Source organism: Pseudomonas sp. R-28-1W-6 (assembly GCF_009799925.1).
Lineage (GTDB): Bacteria > Pseudomonadota > Gammaproteobacteria > Pseudomonadales > Pseudomonadaceae > Aquipseudomonas.
Genome location: NZ_WELK01000017.1, coordinates 20497 through 47364 on the forward strand (window position 1 = coordinate 20497; position 26868 = coordinate 47364).

The 26868-nt window shown below is 59.2% G+C and carries 29 protein-coding genes and 1 pseudogene; 13 read left to right on the forward strand and 17 right to left on the reverse strand.

All coding sequences use genetic code 11. From position 1 onward, the window contains the following. The 9 genes and pseudogenes from F3I62_RS19540 to F3I62_RS19580 form a co-directional block, all read right to left on the reverse strand. A pseudogene (locus F3I62_RS19540) lies at positions 1-199 on the reverse strand (phage infection protein); the annotation flags it as partial. A gap of 151 nt (positions 200-350) precedes the next feature. Continuing rightward, the gene (locus F3I62_RS19545) at positions 351-1403 is read right to left on the reverse strand and encodes a nitronate monooxygenase family protein (protein ID WP_160491311.1); all 1053 of its coding nucleotides are present in this window, start codon (positions 1401-1403) and stop codon (positions 351-353) included. 216 nt (positions 1404-1619) lie between these two features. Continuing rightward, positions 1620-2354 (reverse strand): SDR family NAD(P)-dependent oxidoreductase, encoded by a 735-nt coding sequence (locus tag F3I62_RS19550; protein ID WP_178122542.1) that lies wholly within the window; start codon positions 2352-2354, stop codon positions 1620-1622. Positions 2355-2741: 387 nt separating this feature from the next. Then, entirely contained in the window at positions 2742-3773 is a 1032-nt protein-coding gene (locus F3I62_RS19555; protein ID WP_160491313.1) for a D-cysteine desulfhydrase family protein, read from the reverse strand. A 115-nt stretch (positions 3774-3888) separates the two neighbouring features. Beyond that, positions 3889-4542 (reverse strand): DsbA family oxidoreductase, encoded by a 654-nt coding sequence (locus F3I62_RS19560; RefSeq protein WP_160491314.1) that lies wholly within the window; start codon positions 4540-4542, stop codon positions 3889-3891. 20 nt (positions 4543-4562) lie between these two features. Further along, positions 4563-5171: a flavodoxin family protein gene (locus F3I62_RS19565; RefSeq protein ID WP_160491315.1), complete on the reverse strand. Its 609-nt coding sequence runs from the start codon at positions 5169-5171 to the stop codon at positions 4563-4565. Between the two features lie 75 nt (positions 5172-5246). After that, entirely contained in the window at positions 5247-5453 is a 207-nt protein-coding gene (locus F3I62_RS19570) for a 4-oxalocrotonate tautomerase family protein (protein ID WP_160491316.1), read from the reverse strand. An 18-nt stretch (positions 5454-5471) separates the two neighbouring features. Further along, the gene (locus F3I62_RS19575) at positions 5472-6506 is read right to left on the reverse strand and encodes a zinc-binding alcohol dehydrogenase family protein (RefSeq protein WP_160491317.1); all 1035 of its coding nucleotides are present in this window, start codon (positions 6504-6506) and stop codon (positions 5472-5474) included. A gap of 20 nt (positions 6507-6526) precedes the next feature. Further along, positions 6527-7189 carry a DsbA family protein gene (locus tag F3I62_RS19580; RefSeq protein ID WP_160491318.1) on the reverse strand — a complete coding sequence of 221 codons (663 nt, stop codon included), beginning with the start codon at positions 7187-7189 and terminating at the stop codon, positions 6527-6529. Positions 7190-7394: 205 nt separating this feature from the next. Here F3I62_RS19580 and F3I62_RS19585 point away from each other — a divergent pair, with 205 nt between their 5' ends. From F3I62_RS19585 to F3I62_RS19595, 3 genes are all read left to right on the forward strand, one after another. Continuing rightward, complete coding sequence (locus F3I62_RS19585) at positions 7395-8315, forward strand: LysR family transcriptional regulator (protein ID WP_160491319.1); 921 nt, start codon at positions 7395-7397, stop codon at positions 8313-8315. A 106-nt stretch (positions 8316-8421) separates the two neighbouring features. Further along, positions 8422-9327: a LysR family transcriptional regulator gene (locus F3I62_RS19590; protein WP_160491320.1), complete on the forward strand. Its 906-nt coding sequence runs from the start codon at positions 8422-8424 to the stop codon at positions 9325-9327. Between the two features lie 733 nt (positions 9328-10060). Next, on the forward strand, positions 10061-10486 hold the full coding sequence (locus tag F3I62_RS19595; protein ID WP_160491321.1) for a cupin domain-containing protein: 426 nt from the start codon (positions 10061-10063) through the stop codon (positions 10484-10486). A gap of 97 nt (positions 10487-10583) precedes the next feature. Here F3I62_RS19595 and F3I62_RS19600 read toward each other — a convergent pair whose 3' ends face one another. Then, positions 10584-11126, reverse strand: a complete 543-nt coding sequence (locus F3I62_RS19600; protein ID WP_372240157.1) for a thioredoxin family protein — start codon at positions 11124-11126, stop codon at positions 10584-10586. A 124-nt stretch (positions 11127-11250) separates the two neighbouring features. Continuing rightward, a complete protein-coding gene (locus F3I62_RS19605; RefSeq protein WP_160491322.1) occupies positions 11251-11670 on the reverse strand; it encodes an organic hydroperoxide resistance protein in 420 nt (139 codons plus the stop codon). Between the two features lie 491 nt (positions 11671-12161). Here F3I62_RS19605 and F3I62_RS19610 point away from each other — a divergent pair, with 491 nt between their 5' ends. The 3 genes from F3I62_RS19610 to F3I62_RS19620 all read left to right on the forward strand — a co-directional run bounded on the left by F3I62_RS19610 (position 12162) and on the right by F3I62_RS19620 (position 14286). Beyond that, positions 12162-12641 (forward strand): hypothetical protein, encoded by a 480-nt coding sequence (locus tag F3I62_RS19610; RefSeq protein WP_160491323.1) that lies wholly within the window; start codon positions 12162-12164, stop codon positions 12639-12641. 63 nt (positions 12642-12704) lie between these two features. After that, positions 12705-13550 carry a DUF692 domain-containing protein gene (locus F3I62_RS19615; RefSeq protein WP_160491324.1) on the forward strand — a complete coding sequence of 282 codons (846 nt, stop codon included), beginning with the start codon at positions 12705-12707 and terminating at the stop codon, positions 13548-13550. After that, on the forward strand, positions 13543-14286 hold the full coding sequence (locus tag F3I62_RS19620; RefSeq protein WP_160491325.1) for a DUF2063 domain-containing protein: 744 nt from the start codon (positions 13543-13545) through the stop codon (positions 14284-14286). The genes F3I62_RS19615 and F3I62_RS19620 overlap by 8 nt, the downstream gene beginning before the upstream one ends. A 248-nt stretch (positions 14287-14534) precedes the next feature. Here F3I62_RS19620 and F3I62_RS19625 read toward each other — a convergent pair whose 3' ends face one another. From F3I62_RS19625 to F3I62_RS19645, 5 genes are all read right to left on the reverse strand, one after another. Beyond that, complete coding sequence (locus tag F3I62_RS19625) at positions 14535-14996, reverse strand: DUF6130 family protein (protein WP_160491326.1); 462 nt, start codon at positions 14994-14996, stop codon at positions 14535-14537. A gap of 121 nt (positions 14997-15117) precedes the next feature. Continuing rightward, complete coding sequence (locus F3I62_RS19630; protein ID WP_160491327.1) at positions 15118-16167, reverse strand: alpha/beta fold hydrolase; 1050 nt, start codon at positions 16165-16167, stop codon at positions 15118-15120. A 139-nt stretch (positions 16168-16306) separates the two neighbouring features. Further along, positions 16307-16810 carry a DoxX family protein gene (locus F3I62_RS19635; RefSeq protein ID WP_160491344.1) on the reverse strand — a complete coding sequence of 168 codons (504 nt, stop codon included), beginning with the start codon at positions 16808-16810 and terminating at the stop codon, positions 16307-16309. 143 nt (positions 16811-16953) lie between these two features. Beyond that, positions 16954-18249 carry an ATP-binding protein gene (locus F3I62_RS19640; RefSeq protein ID WP_160491328.1) on the reverse strand — a complete coding sequence of 432 codons (1296 nt, stop codon included), beginning with the start codon at positions 18247-18249 and terminating at the stop codon, positions 16954-16956. Continuing rightward, positions 18246-18986, reverse strand: a complete 741-nt coding sequence (locus tag F3I62_RS19645; RefSeq protein WP_160491329.1) for a response regulator — start codon at positions 18984-18986, stop codon at positions 18246-18248. The genes F3I62_RS19640 and F3I62_RS19645 overlap by 4 nt, the downstream gene beginning before the upstream one ends. 268 nt (positions 18987-19254) lie before the next feature. Here F3I62_RS19645 and F3I62_RS19650 point away from each other — a divergent pair, with 268 nt between their 5' ends. From F3I62_RS19650 to F3I62_RS19660, 3 genes are all read left to right on the forward strand, one after another. Beyond that, positions 19255-19521 carry a DUF2790 domain-containing protein gene (locus F3I62_RS19650; RefSeq protein WP_160491330.1) on the forward strand — a complete coding sequence of 89 codons (267 nt, stop codon included), beginning with the start codon at positions 19255-19257 and terminating at the stop codon, positions 19519-19521. Between the two features lie 80 nt (positions 19522-19601). Continuing rightward, positions 19602-20822: a cytochrome c biogenesis protein DipZ gene (locus tag F3I62_RS19655; protein ID WP_160491331.1), complete on the forward strand. Its 1221-nt coding sequence runs from the start codon at positions 19602-19604 to the stop codon at positions 20820-20822. Between the two features lie 78 nt (positions 20823-20900). Continuing rightward, complete coding sequence (locus F3I62_RS19660) at positions 20901-22028, forward strand: AGE family epimerase/isomerase (RefSeq protein WP_160491332.1); 1128 nt, start codon at positions 20901-20903, stop codon at positions 22026-22028. Between the two features lie 315 nt (positions 22029-22343). Here the strand turns inward: F3I62_RS19660 and F3I62_RS19665 are convergent, their stop codons facing one another. Then, the gene (locus tag F3I62_RS19665) at positions 22344-23348 is read right to left on the reverse strand and encodes an AraC family transcriptional regulator (protein WP_160491333.1); all 1005 of its coding nucleotides are present in this window, start codon (positions 23346-23348) and stop codon (positions 22344-22346) included. A 187-nt stretch (positions 23349-23535) separates the two neighbouring features. On the opposite strand from F3I62_RS19665, the gene F3I62_RS19670 reads away from it, so the two are divergent. The 4 genes from F3I62_RS19670 to F3I62_RS19685 form a co-directional block, all read left to right on the forward strand. Beyond that, positions 23536-24720, forward strand: coding sequence for an acetyl-CoA C-acyltransferase family protein (locus F3I62_RS19670; RefSeq protein WP_160491334.1), 1185 nt, complete (start codon positions 23536-23538; stop codon positions 24718-24720). 12 nt (positions 24721-24732) lie between these two features. Next, the gene (locus F3I62_RS19675; protein WP_160491335.1) at positions 24733-25590 is read left to right on the forward strand and encodes a 3-hydroxybutyryl-CoA dehydrogenase; all 858 of its coding nucleotides are present in this window, start codon (positions 24733-24735) and stop codon (positions 25588-25590) included. After that, positions 25568-26245 carry a TetR/AcrR family transcriptional regulator gene (locus tag F3I62_RS19680; protein ID WP_160491336.1) on the forward strand — a complete coding sequence of 226 codons (678 nt, stop codon included), beginning with the start codon at positions 25568-25570 and terminating at the stop codon, positions 26243-26245. The genes F3I62_RS19675 and F3I62_RS19680 overlap by 23 nt, the downstream gene beginning before the upstream one ends. Before the next feature lie 55 nt (positions 26246-26300). Further along, a partial coding sequence (locus F3I62_RS19685; protein ID WP_178122541.1) for an acyl-CoA dehydrogenase N-terminal domain-containing protein occupies positions 26301-26868 on the forward strand: 568 nt, incomplete at its 3' end.

Consider the following 26868-nt stretch of genomic DNA (forward strand, 5'->3'; position numbering starts at 1 on the left):
CGCGGTCCTGGCTCAGGCGGTCAGCGCCACCTTCGGCAACGCGGTTCTGACTCAGGCGATCAGCACCACCTTCGGCAATGCGATTCTGGCTCAGGCGATCAGCACCACCCTCAGCGATAAAGGTTTGAGTAGGGGTAACCGCAAAAACGTTGGCCGCGAGTACAGAGAAAGCAAAACCGAGGATGGCGTGGCGATTCATGGTGGTGTGCTCCGGGAAGTTGTTGGCTGGGTACGGAGCAGATGTTACGCCCGAGGATTTTTAAGAGAACTTCATCGGGCTGATGGTAGATATCGATGCCAGCAATGCCTGTAAGTCGCAGCAAAGTCAGGACCACGAGGCCACGACCTTGCTAGTCCTGAGCCGCCATCTCTTTGGCAAGCGTTGTGATCAGATCGGCGGCCGGCATCTCCCGCGCCAGTGGCGCACCTTGGCCGGCCCACTGCACTGCGAAGTCCTCACAGCCCTTGGCCAGGGCGACAGCATGCAATGCCTTGGCGGCGTCGTAGGCAATCGGATAATCCGGCAATTCGGGTGCCCCAGAGCTGCCTACATCCGTGAAGAGGCGGTTGACCAAACCTCTTGCGGGTCTGCCGGAAATGGCTGACGAGATAGCTGTACTCTCCACCCTCGGGCTCTTCATGGCCGCACGGTAAGCGGGATTTGCCGCAGATTCGGGGCAGAGAATAAAGGCTGTACCCAACTGGGCACCCGCAGCCCCCAATTGCATCGCAGCGCGAATACCCATGCCATCCATGATGCCGCCTGCCGCTATGATAGGAAGCTTCGATTGCTGCGCCAGACTGCGCACCAGGGCGAATGTACCGATCAAGGTGTCTTGCGACGGGTCGAACACGCCTCTGTGCCCGCCGGCTTCTGCGCCTTGGGCCACTATGGCGTCGAGTCCTGCGCTCGCAATCTGGCGCGCTTCATCCAGCGACGTTGCGGTGGCAACTAGACGGATACCTCTGGCCTTCAGGCTATTGATCCAGTCCTGTTTGGGCAGACCAAAATGAAAGCTCACGACATCGGGGCGTGTATCGAGCAAGACCTCAAGCGTCTTGGGGTCATCCACGAAGCTTCGATAGATCTCCCGCAGGCCGGCTGGAGGCTCTGCATCGAACTCGGCGAACAGCGGGCGAAGGTGCTCGAGCCACTGCTGCTCGCGCACCGGATCGAGGCGAGCAGGGCGGTGGCAGAATAGGTTGACGTTGAATGCCCTGTCAGTGAGCTTGCGCGTTTCACTGATCATTGCCTCCGCTTGGGCCGGCGAGCTAGCACCGATGCCGATCGAGCCCAGTGCACCTGCGTTCGACACTGCTGCCGCTAGCTGAGGGGTGGAAACACCTACCATTGGCGCTTGAATGATCGGGAAGTCGATGCCCAGTAGTTGCGTGATGCGCATATTCGGCAAGTCTCTCATGGGCGTTTGTTCTCGGCTGACGGAGCTTCCAGCTAGAAGATGTAGCGGTCACTCGTGCCCTGACAGTATTCGCGGAGTGTTGGACAGAACTCGGCGTGCTGGAGTGAAAGGTCTGGGCAGCGCTCGGTAAGTAGAGTTGCCATTCAGTGGTGGAGACAAGTAAAGGGAAGCTTTCCCTCCCTTTACTTGTTCAATGAATTACCACTTGCCGGTGCTCATCCCTCCGTCTACAGCCAGAACGACTCCGGTGGTGAAGCCGGCCTTAGCCAGGTACAGCACTGCATCGGCAATTTCGTCGACGGTGCCGACACGGCCGGAGGGTGCCAGGTTGTTCAAGAAGTCGCGGGCGCTTGGATCGTGCATTGGGGTATCGATGATGCCAGGCGCAACCGCATTCACTTGGATGTTGTGTGGCGACAATTCCAGAGCCAGTGCACGAGTCAACTGATTAACGCCGCCCTTGATCAGTACCGGCAGTGCTGCTGGAACGGCGATATTGGGCTGCAGGGCAACTGCGGCGGAGATGTTGATGATGTGGCCTTGCCCGCGCTTGATCATGTGGGCCGCAGCCACCTGGGTGCTGTAGACCACGCCCTTGAGGTTGGTATCCAGGAGCGATTCCAGATCCTCGGGGGTGTATTCAATGAAGGGCTTGGGCAGGAAGAAGCCGGCATTGTTGACGAGAACGTCGACACTGCCGAAGCGATCAATGGCTGCCGCGAAGAGGTTACGAGCGGTCGATGGATCGGCAACGTCACCGGCCACGCCGACGAAATTGTCGGGGTTGCCCAGGCTATTGGCTGCTTCTTTCAGACCCTCAGTGGAGCGTGCGCTGCCAACGACGTTGTAGCCGTGGGCGAGAAAGGCCTTGGCCAAGCCCAGGCCTATACCGCTGGATGCGCCGGTGATGACTACGGTTTTCTTGCTCATGATCTGTTTCCTCACGGTGATGGTCGGGGGCTTACTGGTAGCAGCCCGGATCTGCTGATGAGCTGCTAGTGAGGTGGACTATATTTGTGATCTATCTGCCGATAAACCATGTGTCTTTAACTTCAGTTGATACGCGGCGTAACTAATTGGTGAGCACCTGGCCACGAACGAGGCCGTTCTAAGGTGGGTCGTTAGAGCGAATGCTTGAGCGCCCTTGGACAGCAAGGGCATACCGCAGATTATCGCCAGTGGCTCGACACACGCCCGGCCTGAGGGCACCCCCTTGCATGGGTATAGGCCACCAGGCAACAGGAGGGTAGGTCCCGATCGCAGCCGGCTGCTGAACGGTTGATCGACCGCGCACGCGGTGCACGCCTGCCGGGACTGCGCCTATCGGGCGTAGGCGCTTCTGTAGGCAAATAGCCCAGGTATTCCTCCGGTCATGATGAACAGGACATTGCTGCCGGCGGGAAGATCACCACTGGCAATGGACTCGAGCAAGCCGGCGAATGCCTTTCCGCCATAGACCGGGTCAGTCAGCAATCCTTCCTGGGAGGCCAGCGTTCTGGTGGCTGTGAGCATGCTGGCCGTTGCGGCACCATAGGCGTCTCCTCGTTGAGAACCATCGATTTGCACCGCCTCGGGGGACAGCTCCGTGCTACTACCGAGTAGCTTCATGACATCCCGGGTTTTGTCCCGCGTCACCTCAAGCGTTTCCCCTGCCGTGCCCAGTACGGAATAACCCAGCACCGTGGTTGATGAACCGGCAACAGTGAGTCCTGCCAAGAGGCCTGAATGGCTTCCGCTGCTGCCGTTGGGGAGGATGATCCGGTCGAACTGCAGGCCGAGGGCGTCGGCTTGTCTAAGGACTTCAGCTGCGCAGGCCGAGTATCCCAGACTTCCGCGAGGGCTTGATCCACCCAAAGGCATAAGGAAGGGTTTGTGGCCTTGTCGCCGCTGTAGCTCGACCAGCTCCAGCGCAAAGGCGCCGGCGGTTGCCCCAGCGGGCAGCTGATGGACGCTGGCACCGAAGAGTTCGTCGAGCAGCACGTTGCCATTGTGGCGATAGTCGTCATCGTCACGAATCGGCGACGGGGTCAGGATCAACTCGCAGGCAAGACCCTGGCGGGCGGCGACTGCTGCGGTCAGCCGGGCGTGATTGGATTGCAGTCCGCCCCAGGTGACCAAGGTATCGGCTCCGCAGGCAAGCGCTTCGCCAAGCAGGAACTCGAGCTTGCGCAGTTTATTGCCACCACCGCCCAAACCGGTCAAATCGTCCCGCTTCACGTAGATGTTGCACCCCCTCATCGTAGGCAAGGCACTGAGCCGCGATAGCTTCTGAATCGGCGTAGCGCCTTCCAGCAACGCGATTCGCGGATAGGCAGACAGAGCCGTTTCCAGGTGCTTGATGTCGTGTCGCATGTGAGCACTCCTTGCCGCTGGCCAAAAGAAGCGCCGCGGCCGGGACTAGTAAAGGGGAGGGCAGTCAGACTCAGGAACACCGGTAGTTGGTGATCAAGCCTGGAGCCTTATTGGTTCAGCGGTCTGGTTGAGCGGCTATCTGTCGAAAGGCCTGCTCGAAGTAATCTGCCGATTGCGCGCCGGTGATCAATTGCCGGCCATCGACGATCAGTGCAGGCACGGCGTGAACGCCCCGACGGGTGAAGTAGTGCTCGCGCTCGCGCACTTCACTGGCAAATTGCTCCGAGGCCAGCACCGTGCGCGCCTGCTCTGCGGGGAGACCAACCTCGCTGGCGAGTTCAGCAAGCGTTGCATGGTCGCTGATGTCTTTACCGTTGATGAAATACGCGCTGAACAATGTGTGTGCGAGGCGTCGCTGAAGACCCTTGGACTTGGCCCAGTACATCAGGCGATGGGCATCGAAGGTATTGAAGAAGTGCGTGCGTTTCTCCAGATCAAAGTAGAAGCCGACATCTCGACCGTGGGCGCGAATACTCGCTTGGCTACGGGCAATCTCGTCTGCACTGCTGCCGTACTTCTGCATGATGTGCTCGATTGCGTTCTGGCCGCCTGCAGGCATATCCGGGTTGAGCTCGAACGGCTCGAAGTTGAGCTCGATTGCCACCTCATTGGCCAATCGTTGAATGGCCATTTCCATGGCCGCTAGGCCGATCGCGCACCACGGGCAAACCGGGTCAGATAGGACGTCGATGCGAATAGCTGTGGTCATGGCGAATTCACCGTTGCCGGTCATGCGACCCGGCGCAGGGAAAGGTTGCGACGCCCCTCTGCCAGCTCGTGGGTGACGAGCGCTACGCGGGCACCCAGATGCTCAGCGGTCATGATGTCGGGATGCTTGGGAGCGAGCTCCGGGCCTTCGTCGAAGTTGGATTGCGCACCTACGCCAAGAAAGTAGCTATCCCGGTTCATCACGTCCTCCGTGGTGGTCGAGCTGTTGTGGCCCGGAGGCAGGCCCAGATTGATCCAATGCATGGCGTGCTGGGCGGCGAAGATGCTCAGTTGCTGCAGCGTTGCCAATTTGTCGCCCGAGCGCGACGCAGCATTGGTGAAGCCGGCGGCAACCTTGTTGGCCCATAGCCCACCTTTGGCGAAAACCTGGTGCGAGGTAGCGTCCATGAAGGCTTTGAACTGGGCTGAAACGCTGCCCATGTAGGTGGGCGAGCCAAACACGATGGCGTCGACCTGCTCCAGAGTCTGCCAATGCTGGTCGATGTCTTCGACCCGTATTAACAGGCTCTGTGTATTTGCCGTACTGCGAACTCCGCGCGCAACGGCCTCCGCGACTCTGGCAGTGTGCCCATAGCCACTGTGGTAGATGATTGCAACGGTAGTGCTCATATCAGTGCTCAACTTGATTGTGTAGGTTAGCTGCCCGGCCGGTCTGGGACTGGCCGGGTTTCGTTCAGGTAAATGTCACCCCTGGTCTTTCTTTCGATACTCGGTTGTCGTCATTCCGGCATAGCCCCAGTTATCGGTATCGACTTCTTCGATGACGATATGGGTGAGGTCCGGGCGTTTGCCCAACACGCGTTGCAGGGTGTCGGTGATCTCGGCGATGACCTGAGCTTTTTGCTCGCGGGTAACGCCGTCACGGGTGATGCGAACGCTTACAAAGGGCATGGTGTACCTCCATTGGGGTTAGTGGCTCCAGGGCAACAGAACAACGCCGCCCTTGGCCTTGTTGGCCGCGACTAGCTGGTGTGCCAATGCGGCTTCGCTGAGTGGAAGCACAGTGTCCACCACCGGTCGTATATGACCGGCACGAACGCGATGCATCCAGTTTTTGAGGTCCTCGATGTCAGCCATCAAAGTTCCTCTGATCTGCTTCTGGGCACTAAAAAATCGGTGAACATCAAAGCTGACTTCTGAACCGGCCATGAAGCCCATTGCGACCACGATGCCGAATGGGCGCACGGTATCGATGGTGCGTTGGAAGTCGGGACCGCCGAGGCAGTCAATCGCGACGTCTACACCCTCGCCACGGGTCCATTGCTGAATGGCTTTGGCAAAGTCTTCTTCGTGAGTATTGATCACCTTATCTGCACCCAACCGGCGCGCGATGGACGCTGCAGCATTGCTGCGTACAGTGGTTGCAACCATGGCACCGAGTGATTTTGCGACCTGGATACTCATAGAGCCTGTTCCGGAGGCTCCTGCATGAATCAGTACCTTGTCCTGGGATTTGACTTCGCCGACGTTTTGAACCGCACGAATCGCAGTCAGGAGCGAGAGTGGCAGGGTTGCGGCCTCTTCGGGAGGGAGCCCGGATGTATCCGCAATCACCCAGGTTTCGGGCAGTACAACGTACTGAGCATAGGTCCCCGGAGCATCCTGCCCGAGCAGCGTGAAGCTGGGTGCTGCTGTGGCGGGACGAATGCCATATTCGGCCGGGTTAGCGGGGTAGCCGGGCATGATAATTACTCGGTCCCCAAGCGCGTGATTAAGCGCTCCGGGCCCGCGCTCGACCACCTCGCCCACTGCGTCTGTTCCGATAATGTGCGGCAGCGGCATAGAGGTATAAATGTCGCCCTGGCGGATGTAGTGATCAAGGCGATGCACCATGGTCGCCAGAACCTTGATTAACACCTGTCCAGGCCCGGGGATTGGGGTGGGCAGATCGATAAGTTTGATCACTTCCGGCCCCCCGAAATGGGTGACGACTGCAGCTTTCATGGTGACGTCTCCGGCAGGTTTCAAACTGCCTTAAGGGGGCGGTAGTCCACCTGCTCCAGGATCAGTCGGAGATTTTTCTCCAGCTCGCTAGCAGCCATATAGCCTGTAGCCACAATGTGTAGTTGACCGTTCACTTCCAGCAGCAAGGCGGGAAAACTGGAAATCCCCCAGCTCCTTGCTTTGAGAAAATCCTGCTGGGTTTCGGCCATCGTAGCCTCGTCTTTTCCCATCATCAGAAAGGTATCTTTGTGCGTGGGATAGCCAAGGCTGGTCATGACCTGCGCTCCTACCTCTGCCAGCACTTCATCGCTGGTAGTGTCTCTTCCATGAACGTAGAAGGTCTCCTGCAGGTGGCGGAATAGCGGCAGTATCGCCATGTCTGGCGCAAGCTTACGAGCGGTCACCACGGCCCGGCAGACGGGCTCGGTGTCGTACACGAAGTTCTCCAGGGCAACGAAAGCTTCGCGGTTGAAAGTCAGGCCACTCAGGCTTTCGACGCGCGCCCAGTGGCCGAGACGGAAATGCTTCATTTCGTCGCTCATGGTGGCGGTCTCGCCTGCTCGTACGCCTCCGACCACTATCTGCAGCTTCAGCTGGGGGGTCGCCTCCGTAAGGCTGGTTAGCTCTTTAGCGAACCCGTAGCACCAGGAGCACATGGGGTCGGCGATATAAATCAGATTCATCAACGTCATCCTTTCAAAAATTGGCATGGCGACCCTCGCTGCAGCGAGTTTTAGCGATAACCGCGCCAGACTACCGCCGAAGATCAGCAGGAGAAGTGCCCAACAAGGGCACTGCGTTCCTGGTCGTTGGATGAACTATATTTAGTCATTGCTGCTTGATAAATGTAGGATTTGACACTTCAGTTGATACTTGGTGTAACTAATAATGAGACGCCACTTCGATGACCTTCAGCTAGGCAGCATTGAGCTCTTTTGTATGGCAGCAGAAGAGGGGAGTTTTACCGCCGCTGCGCTTGCAGCGGGCGTCACACCAGCAGCTGTGAGCCGATCAATCTCTCGGCTGGAGGAGCGCCTGGCGACGCGGTTGTTCGTCAGGACGACCCGCAGCATTCGAATGACAGAGAGCGGTCGCGCATATTTTGAACAGTGCCGTCAGGCACTGACGCAGCTGGTGGAGGCCGAGCGTGAAGTAATGGGCAAGCAGCTTGAGCCCACAGGTGAGCTGCGTATAAGCGTTCCCACTACATACGGCCACTACAGAATTCTTCCCCTACTGCCGCGCTTTCGTGAGCGTTATCCGGGCGTGAAGGTCGATATTCACCTGAGCAACCGAAACATAGACTTTGTTGCGGAGGGCTATGACCTGGCGATCAGGGTGCGTGCCCAGCCCGATTCGACGTTAATCGCACGCCACCTCGAAGATGCCCGACTGGTGGTGGTGGCCGCGCCGGAGTACCTCGCCCAGATTGGTGCGCCAGAGACCCCAGGCGATCTTGAACGCTACGACTGCATCCAGTTCGAGTTACCCAGCACCAGTCGGCGCATTCCCTGGCTGTTCCGTGAGCAGGGAAAAGATCGTGAGATCCTCGCCGCAGGCAACTACTGTTGCTCCGACGATGTCCTGGGCGGCGTGACCCTGGCCAAGAACGGCGCAGGCCTATTCCAAACCTATCGTTTTATCGTCGAAAAGGAATTGGAGGAGGGGAGTTTGATCGAGGTCTTGCAGACCTTCGGTGGCCGCTCCAGACCCTTTACCCTGCTGTATCCGCACGGACGCCACGTCCCCTTGCGCCTACGTGCCTTTGTCGAGTTTCTTGTGGAATATAAACGCCAGTGGAATGTCTGAACGCCCGTCTGGTACAGCAGTCGGAGCACAGCAGCTAGCCAAACTCAGGCAGGCACAGTAGTTGCTGCTTTACTGAGCAAATGCGGATAGCTACGGGAAGATTCAGATGAACAGGAACGCTCTACGTCGAGTTGATTTGAACCTGCTCGTTGTTTTCGAAACGTTAATGTTCGAGAAGAACCTGACCCACGCTGCGGAGAAGCTGTTTCTAGGGCAGCCTGCCGTCAGTGCCGCCTTGGCACGTCTGCGCCAGCTTTTCGATGATCCCTTGCTGGTGCGCAATGGTCGCAAGCTGGAGCCGACTGCACGTGCGCTAGCCATTCTCAAAGAATTGCAGCCGGCCTTGGATACGATTTCATGTGCCGTCAGCCGAGCCAGGGAGTTCAATCCCGCGACCAACCGAGACACCTTCCGAATCGGCCTATCGGACGATGTAGAATTTGGACTATTTCCATCGCTACTCAAGCTGATCCGTGAAGAGGCACCCAGCGTGGTGCTGGTCGTGCGACGCGTCAACTTCCTGCTGATGTCGACGATGTTGGCCTCAGGGGAAATATCAGTGGGTGTCAGTTACACCACTGAGTTGCCAGCCAATGCCAAGCGCAAGAGGTTACGGGATCTGCGTGTAAAGGTTCTGCGCGGTGACGACCGTCCTGGCGCCCTGACTCTGGACGAATTCTGTGCGCGTCCCCATGCTCTCGTCTCTTTCTCCGGTGATCTGACCGGTAATCTCGATAATGACCTGGCCAAGCTGGGGCGCACACGCAACGTGGTACTGGCTGTACCGCAGTTCAGCGGGCTACGTTCGATCTTGGCGGGTACAGAGATGCTCGCATCGGTTCCTGATTACGCCGCAGCAGCCTTGATTGAGGGCACCGGGCTGCGTGCCGATGATCCACCGTTCCCCATTCAGACATCCGAGTTGTCCATGGTATGGAGCAGTGTCACCGATCATGACCCAGCTGAGCATTGGCTGCGGAGAAAAATCGCCGAGCACATGACCACACCATGATCGGCAAGCTAAGCGCTCGTGTACTGCGGGTAGGCCTCTGTCAGAAAGACTGGTAAATCCGCGACGTGTGGTTTGCAGGGATTTCGAAGTACATCTGAACCACTCAGTCTCGATGGTAGGCTGCAGGGTTGACGACATGTAGCAACATAGCACCAGCTGTCATCGCGCTGTGCTCGCCAGAAACGAAATTAAACTCGATCAGCTCGTTCAAAGACTCATCGGTCTATCGGGCACTCGAGGTCACGAACCAATCGTTGATCTCCTGTTGCGCAAGGCGCAGCTCATCGGATGTCCTCCAAAGGTATTACTGCCAGGCGAGCAAAAGGTTTGCAGCAAGCTGCATGGGCCCTCATTTGATATAGCCCCTGCAGTAGGTGCAGTCGATACCGTCCGGCATCTCGATCTGGCCCACCCTTAACCACGCTTACGCTGGCTCCCTTGCGAGTAGCCGAGTGTTGCTGAGCGCCTGCAGCGCAAGATCAGGTTTTCAGGTTGCTTGAAGTTGCCATCAGTTGGATCAGCAGCTCGACACCTTCCTAAAGTGTTCGGTGAAACACCCGTGGGGCTTGCCTGAGAAGGTATGCGCTACGCACCAGATACGGAACGTACCACTTTGTATCGTGCGCACATTTGTATACGTGGGCTTGCAAATTCCCAATCTCACGACACACCGGTGGTAAAGATAGTGCACACAGTGATGCCTCACCCTCACTGCTCTGAAAGGAGATTCAAAATGCGTTATCCCCAACTACTCGCTGCCGCCGTCGCGCTCACCACATTCGCTGGCTTGGCCCATGCTGACCAGCATCAGGTCAACAGCGCAGCAAATACCAATTGGAAGCAAGGTATCCAGCGTACGGATCTGACCCGTGAAGACCTTGGCGATTCAGTTCACGAAGTAATTCAGGCTCGGGTAGATTTCAATCCGGGCATCGCATCGCCCAATCACTCCCATCCGGGCGTAGAGGTCGCTTACGTGATTGAGGGTACCTTCGAATATCGGCTCAAGGGCCGTGCCCCTATTATCCTAAAGGCTGGCGAGTCCCTTTATATCCCAGCGGGTACGCCGCACATTGCAATCAACATTGGCGAGGACAAAGCCTCGGAACTGGCGACCTATATCGTCAAAAAAGGCTCGCCACTCCTCGTTTTGGAGTAATAGGCGCAGCTGGGTGACTCGTCAGATCGTTGGGTTGCTCTTGGGCGACGGGATTCAAGTCCCGTCGCCTTATCATCATTTGCTTTTGCTAACTACCTTAGTGGGAGGCCTGAATCAGCTGCTGGATTTTGGCTTCCGTCTCTGCATAGGCGCCTTCGCCGAAGTGCTGATAAACGATTTGACCGTTCTGGTCGATTAGATAGAGCGCTGGCCAGTAGCTATTGCCGAAGCCGTTCCAGGTTCTGTAGCCGTTGTCCTGGGCAACTGGATAGGTAATGCCGAGCCGCTCTACTGCCTCCTCGACATTAGCCGTTACCTTCTCGTGGGCGTACTCGGGTGTATGAACGCCGATCACTACCAACCCCTGATCTTTGTAGCGCTCGTGCCATTGCTTTACATAAGGCAGGGTGCGTAGGCAGTTAATGCAGTCGTAGGTCCAGAACTCGATGAGAACGACCCGCCCCCGCAATTGCTCCAAGGTCTGGGGCTCGCTGTTGATCCAGTGCGTGATACCCCTGAGCTCAGGAACTACGGGGGCAGGTGATGCACTGCGTGGATTGATGGGGTCGTCCTGGGCGCCTGCGCTGCAGGCGGCGGTCATCAGGCAGGCCGCAAGTATGCTGAAGAGAGGTTTGATCACGTTCGGAATCCTGTCGTGGAGTGGGGGCTTGAAGTGACTAGTTGCAACGGTAGGCACGGGGTATCCGTGCTTTGGAAGCTCACACTGCTGTCCGCCGGAGGGCGGGCAGCAGCTCTTGCCGCGGTTAGATCAGGTTGATTTCGACGTCTATGTTGCCGCGAGTTGCCTTGGAGTAGGGGCAGAGACTGTGAGCTGTATCGACTAGCTCTCGAGCGATTTCGGGAGCCAATCCAGGAAGGCTGACATTCAGTCGTGCTCGCAGAAAGTAGGCGCTGCCGTCAGTACCGAGGTCGATCTCCGCGTCGACCGCTACATCGCTGGGAAGGCTGACCTTCAGCGTGGCAGCCGCCTTGCCGATGGCACCGATAAAGCAGGCCGACCAGCCAGCTGCCAGCAGTTGCTCGGGATTGGTGCCGGGGCCGGACGAGCCGGGTGCGGATAGCTTGATGTCCAAGCGTCCATCCGAACTTTGCGACTCGCCATTGCGGCCTCCGGTTGTGTGGGTCTTGCCTGTGTAGATCACGTTATCGATAGCGTTGATCATGTTGTGTACCTCTTTGTTTAGGGCTGTGCCATTTGCTTAAGCGTTCTGTCGGGCGATGGCGTGAGCCCGATCGGCTCAGACTTTCATCCCCGTGTAGTGCTCATGTGTCCAGCCGCAGCCTCTATGCAACCCTGTGTAAGATTTTGCGTCGCTATACAGAGCGTTACAAAGCGCGGTCGTGCTCCCCGTGGGTGGCCCCGGCTAGTTCTGCTTCGTGATGTGCAATTCGCTGCCTCCCGAAGCAGCGAGCTTCGGCAAAGCGCTTATCGAGGTATCTCTCTGTATCCGTGACGACGTATTGGGCGCAGGCATACAAAGGCGCCAGTCTGCCGATACTTCATAGACACATCGTCGGAGCCAAATGGCCAGGCCTGCATGAGGCCTGCGCATACCCGTCGAGCATCGATCGGCTCGCCACCTGCCTCATGCCGGACTCAGCCCTTGTGGCATTACCCGCGCGGTCGACCGCGCTCAGCGTCCGGAGAAATCTTATGTCTCGTACCCAAGTCACCAACAAGCCCCGTATCGGCCTTATCGCCGTAGCCCTGGCGGGTGGCATGAGCTTGGCCCAGCCTTCCTTTGCCGTGGAGGAATTGCCTCAGGGTTACCAACTGGCTTCCGCCGAGAAAGCTGGGGAAGGCAAGTGCGGGGAGGGCAAATGTGGTGAAGGTAAATGTGGCTCCAGCGAGGCCGGCGCCAAGGTTAGTCAGGCTGAGGGTAAGTGCGGTGAGGGCAAGTGTGGCGACGACTCCTTCGCCCGCACCGATAGCGATGACGATCATTTGGTGTCGCTGGCAGAGTTCCTGACCGTAGCCCCGACCCGTCAGGCCGAGTTCAAGACGATGGACACCAACAGTGACGGCCATCTGTCCGAGGCCGAGGTCTACAAATACCGCAGCAACCAGTACACCTCCAACGGCAAGAAAGTACCCACGGAGTTGTTCACTCGCATGAGCCAGGCTAAGGACTGATCCAACGCCCGCCCAGTACCAATGTCACTGGGCGGGCTTCACCCTATCTGGAGAGCCATCGTAATGCCCCGATCAGCCCTGAATGGCGCCGGCCTTGGTTTGCGCCGCACGTTGCTACCCGAGTTTCAGCTAATGGCGGACAGCGCCGTGGACTTTCTCGAATGTGCACCTGACAACTGGATTGGTGTGGGTGGTGCTTATGGTGAGCAATTAGAGCGGCTCGCCGAGCGCTTCCCGATGACTTGTCATGGCCTGTCGTTGTCCTTGGGAGGGCCGGCTCCTCTCGACCAAGAGTTGCTGCAACGCACGCGCTCGTTCTTAGACCGTCATCGGGTTGTGCTGTACAGCGAACACTTGAGCTATTGCTCCGATGACGGCCAGCTATACGATTTGCTGCCGCTGCCTTTCACCGACGAGTCGGTGAGGCATGTGGCCTCGCGTATCCGTCAGGTCCAGGACTTTCTGGGATGTCGCATCGCGGTGGAGAACATCTCCTACTACGCAGCGCCCTATCAGGCACTGAGCGAGATCGACTTCCTCAAGGCTGTACTGGATGAGGCCGACTGCGACCTGCTGCTGGACGTCAACAATCTCTTCGTCAATTCGATCAATCATGGTTACGACGCCGCTGGTTACCTGGCCGCGCTTCCACGGCACCGAGTGGTCTACCTGCATGTGGCCGGTCATTATGACGAGGCCGAGGATCTCAAGATCGATACCCATGGTGCAGCGGTGAAGGACGGCGTCTGGAACCTGCTGGAGCAGGCCTATGCGCGTTTCGGTGACTTGCCCACGCTGCTGGAGCGCGACTTTAACTTCCCGCCGTTGAACGAGTTGCTGGTGGAGGTGGAGAGGATTCGCGGGTTTCAGCATAAAAGTCGGAAGTCTCAGGAGGTGCGCCATGCCTGAGACTCTGCACGAGCAACTGATGACAATGGCGCGCCATGTACGTGATCCACGGCAGCCAGCACCACCAGGTATCGAGGCACGCCGTCTGGCCATCTATCGCCAGCTGTTCATCGGCAACCTCGACTCCTTGCTGGGTGGTGGATTCCCAGTGATTCGCGCCACTCTTGAGGCCACGCAGTGGCAAGCGTTGGTTCACGCCTTCTACGCCGACTACCGTTGTCAGACGCCACTATTCACCGAGCTCGCGGAGGAATTCGTCGTTTACCTGGAGGAGGGCGCTGGTGATGCTCTGGGCCTGCCATCTTGGCTGGGGGAATTGGCACACTACGAATGGACGGAAAGCGCGCTGCTGCTGAGCGATAGCTGCGAGCCGGCCCATAATCCCGAGGGCGATCTGCTTGAGGGTGTGCCACTGCTGTCGACTTTGGCTTGGCCCTTGGCTTACCGCTGGCCGGTTTGCGACATCGGACCGAACCACCTGCCGACAACTGCACCGAATGAGCCGACGCTGATATTGGTACAGCGCCGAGCGGACCATAGGGTGCATTTCTCGCGCCTTGCGCCGTTGGCGTATGCCTTGCTCGCATCACTGCAGACTCGGCAAGTTAGTGGGCGCGAGCATCTGGCTTCCTTGGCCGAAGCTGTTGGAGCCTCCTTCAATCAGATACTCCCCCAAGGTCAGGTGTTACTGGAGAACCTGCGCGTTCAGGGTGTGCTGCTGGGCTCTCGAGCCTAGAGCTTGAACCGCAAGCGAATCTACATAACCCGCAACATGGCCTGCGCTCGCGCGTTCGATTACATCGAGGTGAATTACAACCGTACTCGCGGCCACCACCACCTTGGCGGTGGTGGTCCATAAGCGTTTGAATGCACCTCATCATGAGGTCGGGAAATTTCTACTGGAGCGGGGGAGTCCTAATCGCTTTACTACCTGTCCACCAGATCCAGACAGACCAGTACCTAACGCGGGGGACTTTTCCCTGGTTAGTTCATGGCAGGTTCCATAGGCTTCTGCTGCGGAACAGTGAAAGTGACTTCCGTACTGGTGAGTATCTTATGAGTCGGGTCGGCCACCTCGAGCAGAATCCTGTGCTGGCCGGGCTTCAGTCCGACAACAATGATCGGGTCGCCGCTGGTATGCGCCCAGGTACCAGGGGTGTCGTCTACGGTCACGTGCAGGTGTCCAAGGCGCGGTGACACATCGGCTGCCTCCTTGCCGAACACCGGCATGACGCGGATGTTTTCCGCCCGGTACTGGACGATGACTACCCCGCGAGCCAGAGGCTCGGCAAGCGGAGGGTAAGCAATCAGCTTTGGCCCAGCCTCTGATTGCAACGGAAGTATGGCGGGAGGTTGACTTACGCCATCGGCAGCTTGTGAACTGGCTGTAACAAAGAAGAGAGCGCTCACCGCGAACGCGGAAAGACCTCGAAGAGAGAGTGGCATGGTGTACTCCTCGCACGCAGGGTCATTAAGAGATGAAGCTGCTTCTCAGCAGCTCACTAGCACTGTGGTCAAAGTCCTGCAGTGCATGTGAATAGCTTTTGCTCGGGCGTCCGACTCAGGCTCAGTAGTCGTTGACATCCAAAACGGCTTGCGCAAAAGCATCCGGCGCTTCCTGCGGTAGGTTATGTCCGATGCCACCCTCGACGCTTCGATGCGAATATTTCCCCGAGAATTTTTTTGCGTAGGCGCTGGGGTCGGGGTGCGGCGCACCGTCTGCATCGCCTTGAAGGGTGATTGTCGGAACGGTGATTACGGGAAAGCTTGCTAGCCGTCGTTCCAGTTCGTCGTACTTCGCTTCGCCATCGGCCAGTCCGAGCCGCCAACGATAGTTATGGATAACGATGGCGACATGATCGGGGTTGTCAAAGGCGATCGCGCTACGCTCAAACGTGGCATCGTCGAATTGCCACTTTGGCGAGGCGATTTGCCAGATCAGCTTGGCGAAGTCACGGCGGTATTTCTCGTAACCCGCCAGGCCGCGCTCGGTAGCGAAATAAAACTGGTACCACCACAGAAGCTCATTCTTGGGTTGCAGTGGAATCTTGCCTGCTTCTCGGCTGCCGATCAGGTAACCGCTAACAGCTACCATCGCCTTGCATCGCTCCGGCCAGAGCGCCGCGATGACGTTGGCCGTACGCGCTCCCCAATCAAAGCCAGCGAGGATTGCCTGGTCGATTTTAAGTGCATCCATTAACGCGATGATGTCAGACGCAACGGCCGAAGGCTGGCCGTTGCGGGGCGTGTCGTTGGAGAGAAAGCGCGTCTCACCAAAACCGCGCAAGTAAGGGATGACTACCCTGTAGCCTGCTGATGTCAGCAGCGGCGCGACGTCCACAAAACTGTGAATGTCATAAGGCCAACCGTGCAGAAGAATGACCACGGGGGCATCGGCTGGGCCGGCCTCAGCGTACGCGACATTCAAAACACCAGCATCGATTCGCTTGAGCGGAGCAAGCGGCGCGCTCTTGCCCAGCCCGCTCGTCGCTACAGGTGGTGGTTTTGTTTCACTGGCTTGTGCTTCAGCGTTACCGGCGAGGAGCTTGAAGGCCGCAAAAGACACCAGCGTACCGGCTAAGAATCGACGCCGCTCTATATCAGGCTCTTGTGACATGAAATTCTCCGCCGAGCTTGAAGCAGTGACTGTCACACCATCCTGCTCACAGGACGGGGCCAGATATCGCTAATAGACTCTAGTGCATCCTTTAGAAATACGCTGGCCTGTCCCGGGTACAGGCAATAGTGGTCGTGGGTCAGCGTCTGCTGCGTAGCAACTCATCCAGGCTGAGCCGACCGGCACCCTTGAGAAAAAGCGCTATCAGGGCGACCAGGTAAATCAGCGGTAATTTGTAGTTGCCGAAACCTTTGTCGCTGATCGAGTAGCCCATCAGAAGGTCGGACAGGCTGGACCATTGCGTGGGCCAGTGCACCGCAGCGATGGCAACTAGGGTCAGCACCATCAGCAGCACCGTGACCAGCCGGGTGCCCAATCCCAGTAGCAGGAATAGGGGGGCAATTAACTCGAGCCACATCGCCAGCTGCCAGTTCAGCTCAACCGGAAACGAGCTGAAGGGGAAAGGGAAGCTTGATTGGATATGCTCGAACCAGTTCTGTCCGTTCCACTTTTCCAGGCCGGCTTCGAAAAACTCCCAGGCAAGGAAGAGACGCAGTGGCAGGTCCGCGCTCCAGGTGCCGAAACGGTCGATCTGGGAGGAGAGATTGTTGAGTGGGGAGAGGACAAAGCGGGTGACGCCCATAGAAGGGGGGAGGCGATTCATGGCGGGTCCCTGGACATGAGTGCGGCAGGCAGAATGCCGCCGCTGGGCTGTCCATGCTCGCCGGGCAAGTTGTCTCTAATGTGTCCGTTAGGCGGCGTGCCGTATCGCTCTGTATCCTCGACTCAGGTCGTTACATTCAGCTCCAGTTGCGCGCAAAGCCCACCACCCTCGCGGTTACTCAGGGTCAAGCGGGTGTTCAGCGATTCGCTCAGTTGCAGCGCAATGGCCAGGCCGAGGCCGGTGCCGCCAGTATTGCGGTTGCGCGAGCTTTCTACTCTATAGAAGGGTTTGAAGACCTCATGCAATTCTGCTTCGTCGATGCCCGGCCCATCGTCCAGTACCTGCAGGCAGACCCTGTTGTCACTGTTGTGCACGTGCAGGTGGGCGCTCCCGGCGAACTTGAGGGCATTGTCTATAAGGTTGCTAAGCACCCGGCGTAAGGCATAAGGCCTGGTTTCCAAGAGCACCCCGGTTTGCCCTTCGAGGCTGACAGCCTGGCCGCTGTCCTGATAGTCGAGTACCAGACTGTCGAGAAAGGCATCCAGGTTCACCCGGCACAATGCTTCGCGGCTACCTTCCATGCTGCGGGCATAAGCCACGCCTTCGCGGACTAGGTTCTGCATCTCATTGAGGTCGTTCCACATGGACTCCCGCTCCGCAGAAGCATCCATTTGTTCGACCCGCAGTTTCATGCGCGTGATGGGGGTTTGCAGGTCATGGGAAATAGCCGCCAGTAGTTGCATGCGCTCCTTCAGGTAGGCGGCGATGCGGCCTTGCAGGGTATTGACCGCGCGTGCGGCATAGGCCACTTCCTGTGGGCCGTTCTCGTCCAATGGTGGTGAGGGCGCGTTCGGATCGAGCTGCTCGACGGCGTCAGCAAGCTGCGTCAATGGACGAATCGTCATGCGCACTGCGATCCAGGTACACAGCAGCAGCAGAGCCAGTTGCAGAGCGAGCACCAGTGGCAGCCACTGTGCCACCGGAATGGGGGCGGGTGTCACATCAAGGGTCAGCGGGCTGCCGTCGCTTAGTTTCAGGTGGGCCTGAAAATGCGGCCGCGGACCATCGATGGTTTCAAAGCGCAAGGCATAGCGCTTCCCGATCGCTCGTGCAATCGAGGCTGCGGCCATGTGTGGTTCGTCCATGTCCATGGGCCGCCCTGGCAGTCCCTCATCGAGCCGATAGCGATAGTTGCGCCGCTCCAGCAGAGACAGCCACTCAGCGCGCTCTGCCGCCGGCAGGCGATCTATCAAGGCGACGGCAGTACTCACGTCTAGCTCGAGGTTGCCAAGCATTACGTCGCGTCCGGTTTGATAGCGCTCGTAGAACTGCGAGGTGAAGGACAGCCCGTACGCAAGCAGGAGGCCGCAGAGAAAGAGCAGGGTCAAGCGTGCAGCAAGGCTGCGTGGACTGATCACGCCGGTGGCTCAATCAGTTTTACTGGCAAGGAGAGCACGTAGCCTTCACTGCGCACAGTCTTGATGTAGATCGGTTCACGGGCATCGTCTTGCAGACGCTGGCGCAGGCGGCTGACCAGCAGATCGATGGAGCGGTCGAAGATATCGGCCTCGCGTCCCTGGGTCAGATTCAGCAGCTGTTCGCGGCTAAGGACTCGTTGAGGATGGTCGAGAAAAACGCGTAGCAGGCGATATTCTGCGCCGCTCAGGGCGATGATGGTGTCATCGGTATCCAGCAAGTGCCGCGCACTAGTATCCAGGCGCCACTGGCCGAAGCTTATCAGTCGGTTACTTTCGCTGATCTGCAGATTCGGCGGCAACATACGGGTGCGCCGTATGACTGCATTGATCCGGGCTAACAATTCTCGAGCGGAGAAAGGTTTGGTCAGATAGTCATCGGCCCCCATTTCCAGGCCGATGATGCGATCGGTCTCCTCGGTACGTGCGGTTAGCATCAGCACTGGCGTGGCTTTGTGCCGGCCCACGCGCAGTTCACGGCACAGCCTTAGGCCGTCGTCTCCAGGCATCATTATGTCGAGTACGATGAGATCGACCGTGTTGCCTTCGAGAAAGGCACGCATCTGCCGACCATCCGCGGCAAGACTCACTCGCAGACCGTTCTTCCTAAGGTAGTTGCCGACCAGCTCACGGATCTCACGGTCATCGTCAACTACTAAGATGTGATCGACATGGTCCATTGGCAGGCCTCTTGGCAGTGATGCACTGCAGTCTATCGACCTTGGCGCCGGTCGCACTGCGCAGATTGTAATCCAGTGTATCTAGCTACCCTTCTGATACTTCGACGTGCAATACGCGCGTCAAGTATCTGCATGTATCAGAGCGCGCGTGTGATACCTGCTGCCGCAATCTCAGCTCAAGGCGGACATATCGTAGATACCTAATGAGCATGAAATGAATCACCGCAGATGAAGCCCTCATCTGCCTTTCATTTCCAGAGGTATCCACATGAAGTCAGTTACTTCGCGTTTCTCCTATCTCATGACGGCTCTTCTCGCCGTTACCAGCCTGTCTGTGCAGGCTGTCGAATCTAATCCGGTAGAGCAATATAAATATGGCATGAAGCTAGACGTGCAGAAGGTTTTGGCGTTGCACGAGGAGCCATCTCAGTGGTGCCAAGTCGTGGATGCGCGCATGGATTACCTGGATTCCAATGGCCAAAAGCGCAGTTTGGCCTACGTGAAACTTTCAGATTCCTGCTCTGACGGCGACTAAGTCCCAGCGATCGGCTTGTACACCTGGTCGCTCGGCCGGGGGCGAAGAAACTCCCTCTCATTGGTGTCCATGAGGTGCCTATGTTGCTTATAGCCTTTATTGGCGGGGTGCTGACCCTGCTCAGCCCTTGCATTCTGCCTGTTCTGCCACTGTTGTTGTCTCGTGCGGGAGGTCCTGTATGGGTACCCATGGTGACCCTGCTTGGTATGGCTTCGGGGTTCTCCGTGCTTGCCAGCATGGCGGTTGTTTCAGGCGACTGGGTGATTGGGGCCAGTCAATGGGGGCGTTACCTGGCTCTCGGTTTACTGGCCGCCTCTGCATTGGCGCTCCTGTCGACCCGCATAGGCACTTGGCTTTCACGGCCCTGGTTATGGTTGGGCAACCGGCTGCATAACGATGCGCGGAAACTGCCGCCAGCACTTTCGGCTTGGCTGTTGGGCTGCGCTGCAGGCCTGTTATGGGCCCCATGTGCCGGCCCCATCCTAGGTCTGATTCTATCGGGAGCAATGCTTGAAGGGCCGAGCGCGTCGACAAGCTTATTGCTACTCAGCTTCGGACTCGGTAATGCCCTTGCGTTAGCGGGGGTGATTCTTCTTGGGCGTGGCTTATTCCTGCGTGTCCGGCCATCGTTACATGTGGTCGAATGGCTGCGGCGTGGCACGGGGGCTGTGGCGCTGCTGGCGGTTATCGGCATTGCCAGTGGAATCAGCCCCCAATTAGCCAGCGTAGGCTCCTCCATCTGGGCTTCAAAGCTTGAGAAGCGGGTGTTGGAGAGTGTCCCGGCGCTGCTGGAACAGATGTCCAGCGACACTCACATAGCCCCTCTGGGTCTCCTGCCTGACCTTGGGCCGGCCCCTTCTTTGGCCGGTGCTACCCAGTGGCTCAATGGACCCCCTCTGGATCTTGCCGATCTGCGTGGCAAGGTGGTTCTGGTGGATTTTTGGACCTACGACTGCATCAATTGCCGCAACAGTCTTCCTTACGTCAATCAATGGGCCAAGCGTTATGCTGACCAAGGGTTGGTGGTGATAGGGGTGCACACGCCCGAGTATGCCTATGAAAGGCTCATCGACAACGTGCGTCAGGCCAGCAAGAGGTTGGGTGTTCTGCATCCGGTGGCGATCGACAATCAATACCGTGTGTGGAATGCCTTCAATAATCACTACTGGCCGGCACATTACTTTATTGATGCCAACGGCCGCATACGTTTCCTCCATGTAGGCGAGGGGGGATACGAAATGCAGGAAGAGGTTATTCAGCAGCTTCTAAAAGAGCAGAAAGGAACATTGGTCACGGGGTAAGCTATCCCCCTTCGCGCCGTTTAACGTTGCCGACTTGCGGCGGGGTAATTTAGGTGCATCTCCTTGGAGTAAAGCCACATGCCCTTGACTATCCCGTCGTCATCTCTTGCAGTAAATATTGCTGCGCTTAATCGCCATTACCACGACATTGTTGTGCCGCTGTGGCAGTCCAAGGGATGGAATTCAACTTTACGGCTACCGCATGAAGCTCTCGACAGCGTCAGCGGTTTGCCTCTTGAGGCAACACGCTACAGAGCGATGGCCTGTGCACGACAGCTTTACATCTTTTCCCACGCTGGGCTTCCGGGGAGCTCAATTGCTGCGCGGGCCGAGGAATTGTTTGCTTCGTTGCAATTCTATTTTTCAGATGGTCGGGGAGGGTGGATTTATAGTGTTGACGCGGCAGGGGCACCCTTCGATAAAAGTCACGACTTATATACTTATGCTTTTGTAATATTTGCCTGTGCCGAATACTTCAAGCAAAGCGGCAACGCTTGTGCCTTACAGTTAATGAAGCAAACAGTTGAGCGAGTTGAGCAATTCTTTCCCGACGGGAGTGGCCTGTATGTCTCCACCTTGGGTGAAGACCTTGTCGACATAGGCAGTGCAACGCTACAAAACCCCATCATGCATCTCACCGAAGCCTATTTGGCGGCCTACAGCATTGATGGTGATGTCCGATACCTACGACGTCTTCGAGGCATCGGCGCAGCGATATTTGAGCGCTTTGTCGATCTGAATAACGGATGCGTTGCAGAATTGCCTCAGGGAGAAGTTGGTAATCGCATCGAGCCGGGCCATCAGTTTGAATGGTTTTCGCTGGTTAATGGTGTCCCTGCAGTATTTGATGGTTCGGACTTAGAGTTGGCACTGCGTCGTGCCTTCTGCTTCGCGCAGCTGCATGGCGTAGACAACGCCACGCTGGGTGTGAAAGCAGCCATAGCAGCAGACGGTACTATTTTGGATGCGAAGCAGCGTATTTGGGCGCAAACCGAATTCGCGCGAGCGCTTGCTGTGGAAGGAAGTACGCAATCAATAAGTATACTTACGCAGTGGACACACCATTACCGTACGAATTTTCTTCATTCCGGCGGGTGGTGTGAATTACTCGGTGCAACTGGCGAGACGCTGCGCCTAGACATGCCATCGAGTACTCCCTATCACCTTTTTAGCGCGTACTTAGCGCTGCAGGATCTCAGGGGGTGAGCATCTCCCCCGTTCTTGGGCAAATCACTATGTTCTTGTACAGGATTGTCCGGTCTGCGGTGTGATTCATCAACTACAGGAGATCGCTGGGCAGTCAGATGCGGCTGCTAGTCGGTGACCCGCTATGCCCAGCAGATGGAGCGCGGTGTGCGGCTTCTCGTCGCAAAGGAGGACCCTTTGCTCGGGCTACACTCTTGGTTCTGCCCACCGATCGGCGCGCGTCGGGCAAGGAAGCCGGTCGGATTGGGCAGTATCTACCTTCTCCTGCAGCATGTGCTCGTGGGCCTCGATAGAGATTCGTCCGGGCGTCGCCCGTCAGCCCTTGCCCTGGTATTTGGCCCGGTAGTGGCCAGGGCTTTGGCCGGTCCACTGCTTGAACGCCCGGTGAAAGGCGCTGGCTTCCTGGAAGCCGGCCCGCTCGGCAATTTCGCCGATGCTCAGCTGCGAGTTGCGCAGGCACTCGAAGGCGATGGTGCGGCGCACTTCATCTTTCAGTTCCTGGAAGGAAAACCCTTCGCGCTGCAGCTGCCGGCGCAGGCTGGCGATGCTCATGCCGTGTTCACGGGCGAGGTCGGCGAGGGTCGGCCAGTGCTCGTAGCGGCAGTGGCGCAAGGCCTTGAACACCTGGCTGCCGAGGCCCTGGCGGTTGCTGAAACGCACGATCAGCCACTGCGGCGAAGTGCGTAGGAACTGCTTGAGCGAGGCCTGGTCCTGCACCAGGGGCAGGCTCAGGTAGCCGGCGTCGAACTCGATTTCGCTGTGGCTGGCCTCGAAACTGAGGTTCGGCCCCCAGAACAGATGGTCATCACCATGGGGCGGGCGGGGGTGGACGAACTGCGAGCGATTGATCGGAATGCGCCGCCCGGCCAGCCAGCAGAGCAGGCCGAGCACGATGGTCAGGTAGGTTTCTTCGGCGGCGCTGCTGGCCTGGCCGCGGTTGTCCAGGCGGATCACCGCGTGCTTGCCGCGCACACTCAGGCTGCCGCGGATGTCACGGATGAACAGGTCGAGGCCGCCGAGGCAGAATTTCAGCGCCTGGCCGAGGTTGGCGCTGTGGATCAACCCGCGGCAGATCAGGGCGAAGCTGCCCTGGGGCATGCCGTGGGAGTCGAGGCCGAGGAATTCGTCATTCAGTTCCCGCGCCACCGCCAGCCACAGCTTGGCGAACGCGCTGGCCGCTACCCGGGCGGTGTTGTCGGTCAGCAGCTGCGCATCGATGCCGGCTTCGGCCAGGACAGCCGCCACCCGCTGGGGCTGTTCAGCCAGGCCATGGAGTGCGGCCTGGACGAAGTAGACGGCGACCGAATCTTTTTCTTGCATAGCCTTTGTTCATCCTGGCTGGGGCGCCTGAGGTTGCAAAAAACGTCAGGCATTGGGGGCATTTTCGGCATAGGTCATGGCGCCGCCGATCTCTAGACTGCGCGGCAGTTTAACCGCTGCCTGGCGCTTGCGAGCAGCGGTCGAGTTCCTGTCCGGCCTGTGATTGGCCAAGCCTGCGGAGTGTTCCATGTCCAAGCCCGAAGTCTATATCGTCAGCGCCGCGCGTACCGCCATCGGCTCCTTTGGTGGCGCGCTCAAGGATGTTGCTCCGGCGGATCTGGCCACCACCGTGTTGCGCGCCACCCTTGAGCGCAGCGGCTGCGCGCCGGAGCGCGTCGGCCATGTGGTGCTGGGGCATGTGATTCCCACCGAAGCCCGCGATGCCTATATCTCCCGGGTGGCTTCCATGCAGGCGGGGATGCCCAAGGAAACCCCGGCGTTCAACGTCAACCGCCTGTGCGGTTCCGGCCTGCAGGCGATTGTCTCGGCGGCGCAGAGCCTGCTGCTGGGCGAGTGCGACGTGGCCATCGGCGGCGGTGCCGAATCCATGAGCCGTGGTGCCTACCTGCTGCCGGGAGCGCGCTGGGGTGGTCGCATGGGCGACATGCAGGCCATCGACTACATGCTCGGTGCCCTGCATGACCCCTTCCAGAACTTCCACATGGGCATCACCGCCGAGAACATCGCCGAGCGTCTGGGCGTCAGCCGCGAGGCGCAGGACGCCCTGGCCCTGCAAAGCCAGCAGCGCGCCGCGCGCGCCATTGCCGAAGGGCGCTTCGCCGGGCAGATCGTGCCGGTGGAGGTGAAGAGCCGCAAAGGCGTACAGCTGTTCGAAGTGGATGAGCACGTGCGTGGCGAAACCTCCCTGGAGCAGCTGGCCGGGATGAGAACCGTGTTCAAGCAGGGCGGCACGGTGACGGCCGGCAATGCCTCCGGACTGAACGATGGCGCCGCCGCGCTGCTGATGGCCAGTGGCGCGGCGGTCAAGCGCGACAACCTGTGCCCGCTGGCGCGCCTGGTCAGCTATGCCCATGCCGGGGTCGAGCCGGAGCTGATGGGCCTCGGGCCGATTCCGGCCACCCGCCTGGCGTTGCAGCGCGCCGGCCTGACGGTGGCCGACCTGGACGTGATCGAGTCCAACGAGGCCTTCGCCGCCCAGGCCTGCGCCGTGGCCCGCGAGCTGGAGTTCGATCCGGCCAAGGTCAACCCCAACGGTTCCGGCATCTCCCTCGGTCATCCGATCGGTGCCAGCGGCGCGATCATCGCCACCAAGGCCATCCACGAGCTGCACCGCATCCAGGGCCGCTATGCGCTGGCGACCATGTGCATCGGCGGCGGCCAGGGGATTGCCGTCGTGTTCGAACGTGTTTAAGAGGCCAGCCCGATGACTGTCAACATTCAACGAGTGGGGGTGATCGGCGGCGGCATCATGGGCAGCGGCATCGCCCAGGTGTGCGCGGTGGCCGGGCTGTCCGTGGTGCTGGTGGATATTTCCGAGGCGGCGCTGGCCAAGGCCGTGGCTGGCATCGGCAACAGCCTGGCGCGCCTGGTGAACAAGGGCACGCTGAGCGAGGAACAGCGCAGCGCGGCCCTGGCGCGCATCGTGACCGCAGTCGATTACGCCAGCCTGAGCGCTGCCGAGCTGGTGATCGAGGCGGCGACCGAGAACCTGGAGCTGAAGCTGCGCATCCTCGGCCAGATCGGCGAGCAGGTGACGGCCGAGGCGATTATCGCCAGCAACACCTCGTCGCTGTCGATCAGCCAGTTGGCTACCGCGGTCAGTCATCCCGAGCGCTTCATCGGCCTGCACTTCTTCAACCCGGTGCCGCTGATGCAACTGGTGGAAGTGATCCGTGGCCTGCAGACCAGCGATGCCACCTACGCGGCCACCAGTGCCTTTGCCCAGCGCATCGGCAAGCGCGATATCGGCGCGGGCAACCGTCCGGGTTTCGTGGTCAACCGCATTCTGGTGCCGATGCTCAACGAAGCCATCTTCACCCTGCAGGAAGGCCTGGCCAGTGCCGAGGATATCGACACCGGCATGCAGCTGGGTTGCGGCCAGCCCATGGGGCCGCTTGCCCTGGCGGACCTGATCGGCCTGGATACCCTGCTGGCGATCCTGCAGTCGTTCCAGGAGGGCTTCGGCGACCCCAAGTACCGCCCGGCGCCGCTGCTCAAGGAACTGGTGGCGGCGGGGCGTCTGGGGCGCAAGAGCGGCCATGGCTTCTATCGCTATGGCTAGCAATCGCACGGCACTGGCCGTGGTGCTCGAAGAGCCGGCTGCGGCGACGCCCTCGCGCATCGAGCAGATTCGCGCCAAGGCGCTGCAGCTGTTCGCCGAGCGCGGCTTCGCCCAGGTCAGCATGCGCGAGCTGGCCCTGCATTCCGGCATCACCGCCGGCGCGCTGTACCACCATTTCGTCAGCAAGGAACAGCTGCTGTTCGAGCTGATCGAGGAGTTCTACGACGACCTGCACGCGATGTTTGCGCTGAGCGAAACGGGAACGCCCATGCAGCGCCTGCAGGCCCTCGTGCAGGCGCACATCGCCCTGCATGAGCGGCGGCGCCTGCATTTTTTGATGGCCGAGCAGGAGTTCCGTTGCCTGGATGCGGCCCACCAGCAGCAGATCCTGCGGCTGCGCGGCAGTTACGAGGACAAGTTCCTGCAGCGCCTGCAGGCGGCGGGCGCCACGGCATCCACCGCGACGCTCAAGGCCTGCGTGCAAGGGCTGGTGGTCTGGCTGAACAGCCTGCCGAGCAGCAGCGCGCACTGTGCGTTATCGGCCGAACAGCGGCGGGCGTTGATCGGGGCGATGGCCCTCGGCGCCTTGTCCGCCGTGCTTGGGCCGCAGTGCGTGGCAATGACCTATCCCAGTGGCGCCGCCGCGCGGCACTGATTCTTTCCAACCGCGGGCATGTGCAATGCCCACCGACTATCCGCGAGATTTCATCATGGCCGACTACAAAGCCCCCCTGCGCGACATGCGTTTCGTGCTCAATGAAGTGTTCGAAGTTGCCCAGCTGTGGGCCGAGCTGCCGGCCCTGGCCGAAGTGGTCGACGAAGACACCGCCAGCGCCATCCTCGAAGAGGCCGGTAAGGTCACCGCCGGCACCATCGCCCCGCTCAACCGCAGCGGCGACGAGGAAGGCTGCTCCTGGGAAGGCGGCGTGGTGAAGACCCCGAGCGGCTTCCCCGAGGCCTACCGGACCTACGCCGAAGGCGGCTGGGTCGGCGTCGGTGGCTCGCCGGAGTTCGGTGGCATGGGCATGCCCAAGGTGATCGGCGCCCAGGTCGAGGAGATGGTCAACTCGGCCAACCTGTCGTTCGGCCTGTACCCGATGCTGACCGCCGGTGCCTGCCTGTCGATCCTCAACCACGCCAGCGACGAGCTGAAGGAAAAGTACCTGCCAAACATGTACGGCGGCGCCTGGGCCGGTTCCATGTGCCTGACCGAGCCGCATGCGGGCACCGACCTGGGCATCATCCGCACCAAGGCCGAACCCCAGGCCGACGGCAGCT

Excerpts from the sequence above, each read along its gene's own strand:
- F3I62_RS19545 (WP_160491311.1), bottom strand. The coding sequence starts at position 1,403 with ATGCGCATCACGCAACTACTGGGCATCGACTTCCCGATCATTCAAGCG.
- F3I62_RS19555 (WP_160491313.1), bottom strand. The coding sequence starts at position 3,773 with ATGCGACACGACATCAAGCACCTGGAAACGGCTCTGTCTGCCTATCCG.
- F3I62_RS19560 (WP_160491314.1), bottom strand. The coding sequence starts at position 4,542 with ATGACCACAGCTATTCGCATCGACGTCCTATCTGACCCGGTTTGCCCG.
- F3I62_RS19565 (WP_160491315.1), bottom strand. The coding sequence starts at position 5,171 with ATGAGCACTACCGTTGCAATCATCTACCACAGTGGCTATGGGCACACT.
- F3I62_RS19570 (WP_160491316.1), bottom strand. The coding sequence starts at position 5,453 with ATGCCCTTTGTAAGCGTTCGCATCACCCGTGACGGCGTTACCCGCGAG.
- F3I62_RS19575 (WP_160491317.1), bottom strand. The coding sequence starts at position 6,506 with ATGAAAGCTGCAGTCGTCACCCATTTCGGGGGGCCGGAAGTGATCAAA.
- F3I62_RS19580 (WP_160491318.1), bottom strand. The coding sequence starts at position 7,189 with ATGAATCTGATTTATATCGCCGACCCCATGTGCTCCTGGTGCTACGGG.
- F3I62_RS19585 (WP_160491319.1), top strand. The coding sequence starts at position 7,395 with ATGAGACGCCACTTCGATGACCTTCAGCTAGGCAGCATTGAGCTCTTT.
- F3I62_RS19590 (WP_160491320.1), top strand. The coding sequence starts at position 8,422 with ATGAACAGGAACGCTCTACGTCGAGTTGATTTGAACCTGCTCGTTGTT.
- F3I62_RS19595 (WP_160491321.1), top strand. The coding sequence starts at position 10,061 with ATGCGTTATCCCCAACTACTCGCTGCCGCCGTCGCGCTCACCACATTC.
- F3I62_RS19605 (WP_160491322.1), bottom strand. The coding sequence starts at position 11,670 with ATGATCAACGCTATCGATAACGTGATCTACACAGGCAAGACCCACACA.
- F3I62_RS19610 (WP_160491323.1), top strand. The coding sequence starts at position 12,162 with ATGTCTCGTACCCAAGTCACCAACAAGCCCCGTATCGGCCTTATCGCC.
- F3I62_RS19615 (WP_160491324.1), top strand. The coding sequence starts at position 12,705 with ATGCCCCGATCAGCCCTGAATGGCGCCGGCCTTGGTTTGCGCCGCACG.
- F3I62_RS19620 (WP_160491325.1), top strand. The coding sequence starts at position 13,543 with ATGCCTGAGACTCTGCACGAGCAACTGATGACAATGGCGCGCCATGTA.
- F3I62_RS19625 (WP_160491326.1), bottom strand. The coding sequence starts at position 14,996 with ATGCCACTCTCTCTTCGAGGTCTTTCCGCGTTCGCGGTGAGCGCTCTC.
- F3I62_RS19630 (WP_160491327.1), bottom strand. The coding sequence starts at position 16,167 with ATGTCACAAGAGCCTGATATAGAGCGGCGTCGATTCTTAGCCGGTACG.
- F3I62_RS19635 (WP_160491344.1), bottom strand. The coding sequence starts at position 16,810 with ATGGGCGTCACCCGCTTTGTCCTCTCCCCACTCAACAATCTCTCCTCC.
- F3I62_RS19645 (WP_160491329.1), bottom strand. The coding sequence starts at position 18,986 with ATGGACCATGTCGATCACATCTTAGTAGTTGACGATGACCGTGAGATC.
- F3I62_RS19650 (WP_160491330.1), top strand. The coding sequence starts at position 19,255 with ATGAAGTCAGTTACTTCGCGTTTCTCCTATCTCATGACGGCTCTTCTC.
- F3I62_RS19655 (WP_160491331.1), top strand. The coding sequence starts at position 19,602 with ATGTTGCTTATAGCCTTTATTGGCGGGGTGCTGACCCTGCTCAGCCCT.
- F3I62_RS19660 (WP_160491332.1), top strand. The coding sequence starts at position 20,901 with ATGCCCTTGACTATCCCGTCGTCATCTCTTGCAGTAAATATTGCTGCG.
- F3I62_RS19665 (WP_160491333.1), bottom strand. The coding sequence starts at position 23,348 with ATGCAAGAAAAAGATTCGGTCGCCGTCTACTTCGTCCAGGCCGCACTC.
- F3I62_RS19670 (WP_160491334.1), top strand. The coding sequence starts at position 23,536 with ATGTCCAAGCCCGAAGTCTATATCGTCAGCGCCGCGCGTACCGCCATC.
- F3I62_RS19675 (WP_160491335.1), top strand. The coding sequence starts at position 24,733 with ATGACTGTCAACATTCAACGAGTGGGGGTGATCGGCGGCGGCATCATG.
- F3I62_RS19680 (WP_160491336.1), top strand. The coding sequence starts at position 25,568 with ATGGCTTCTATCGCTATGGCTAGCAATCGCACGGCACTGGCCGTGGTG.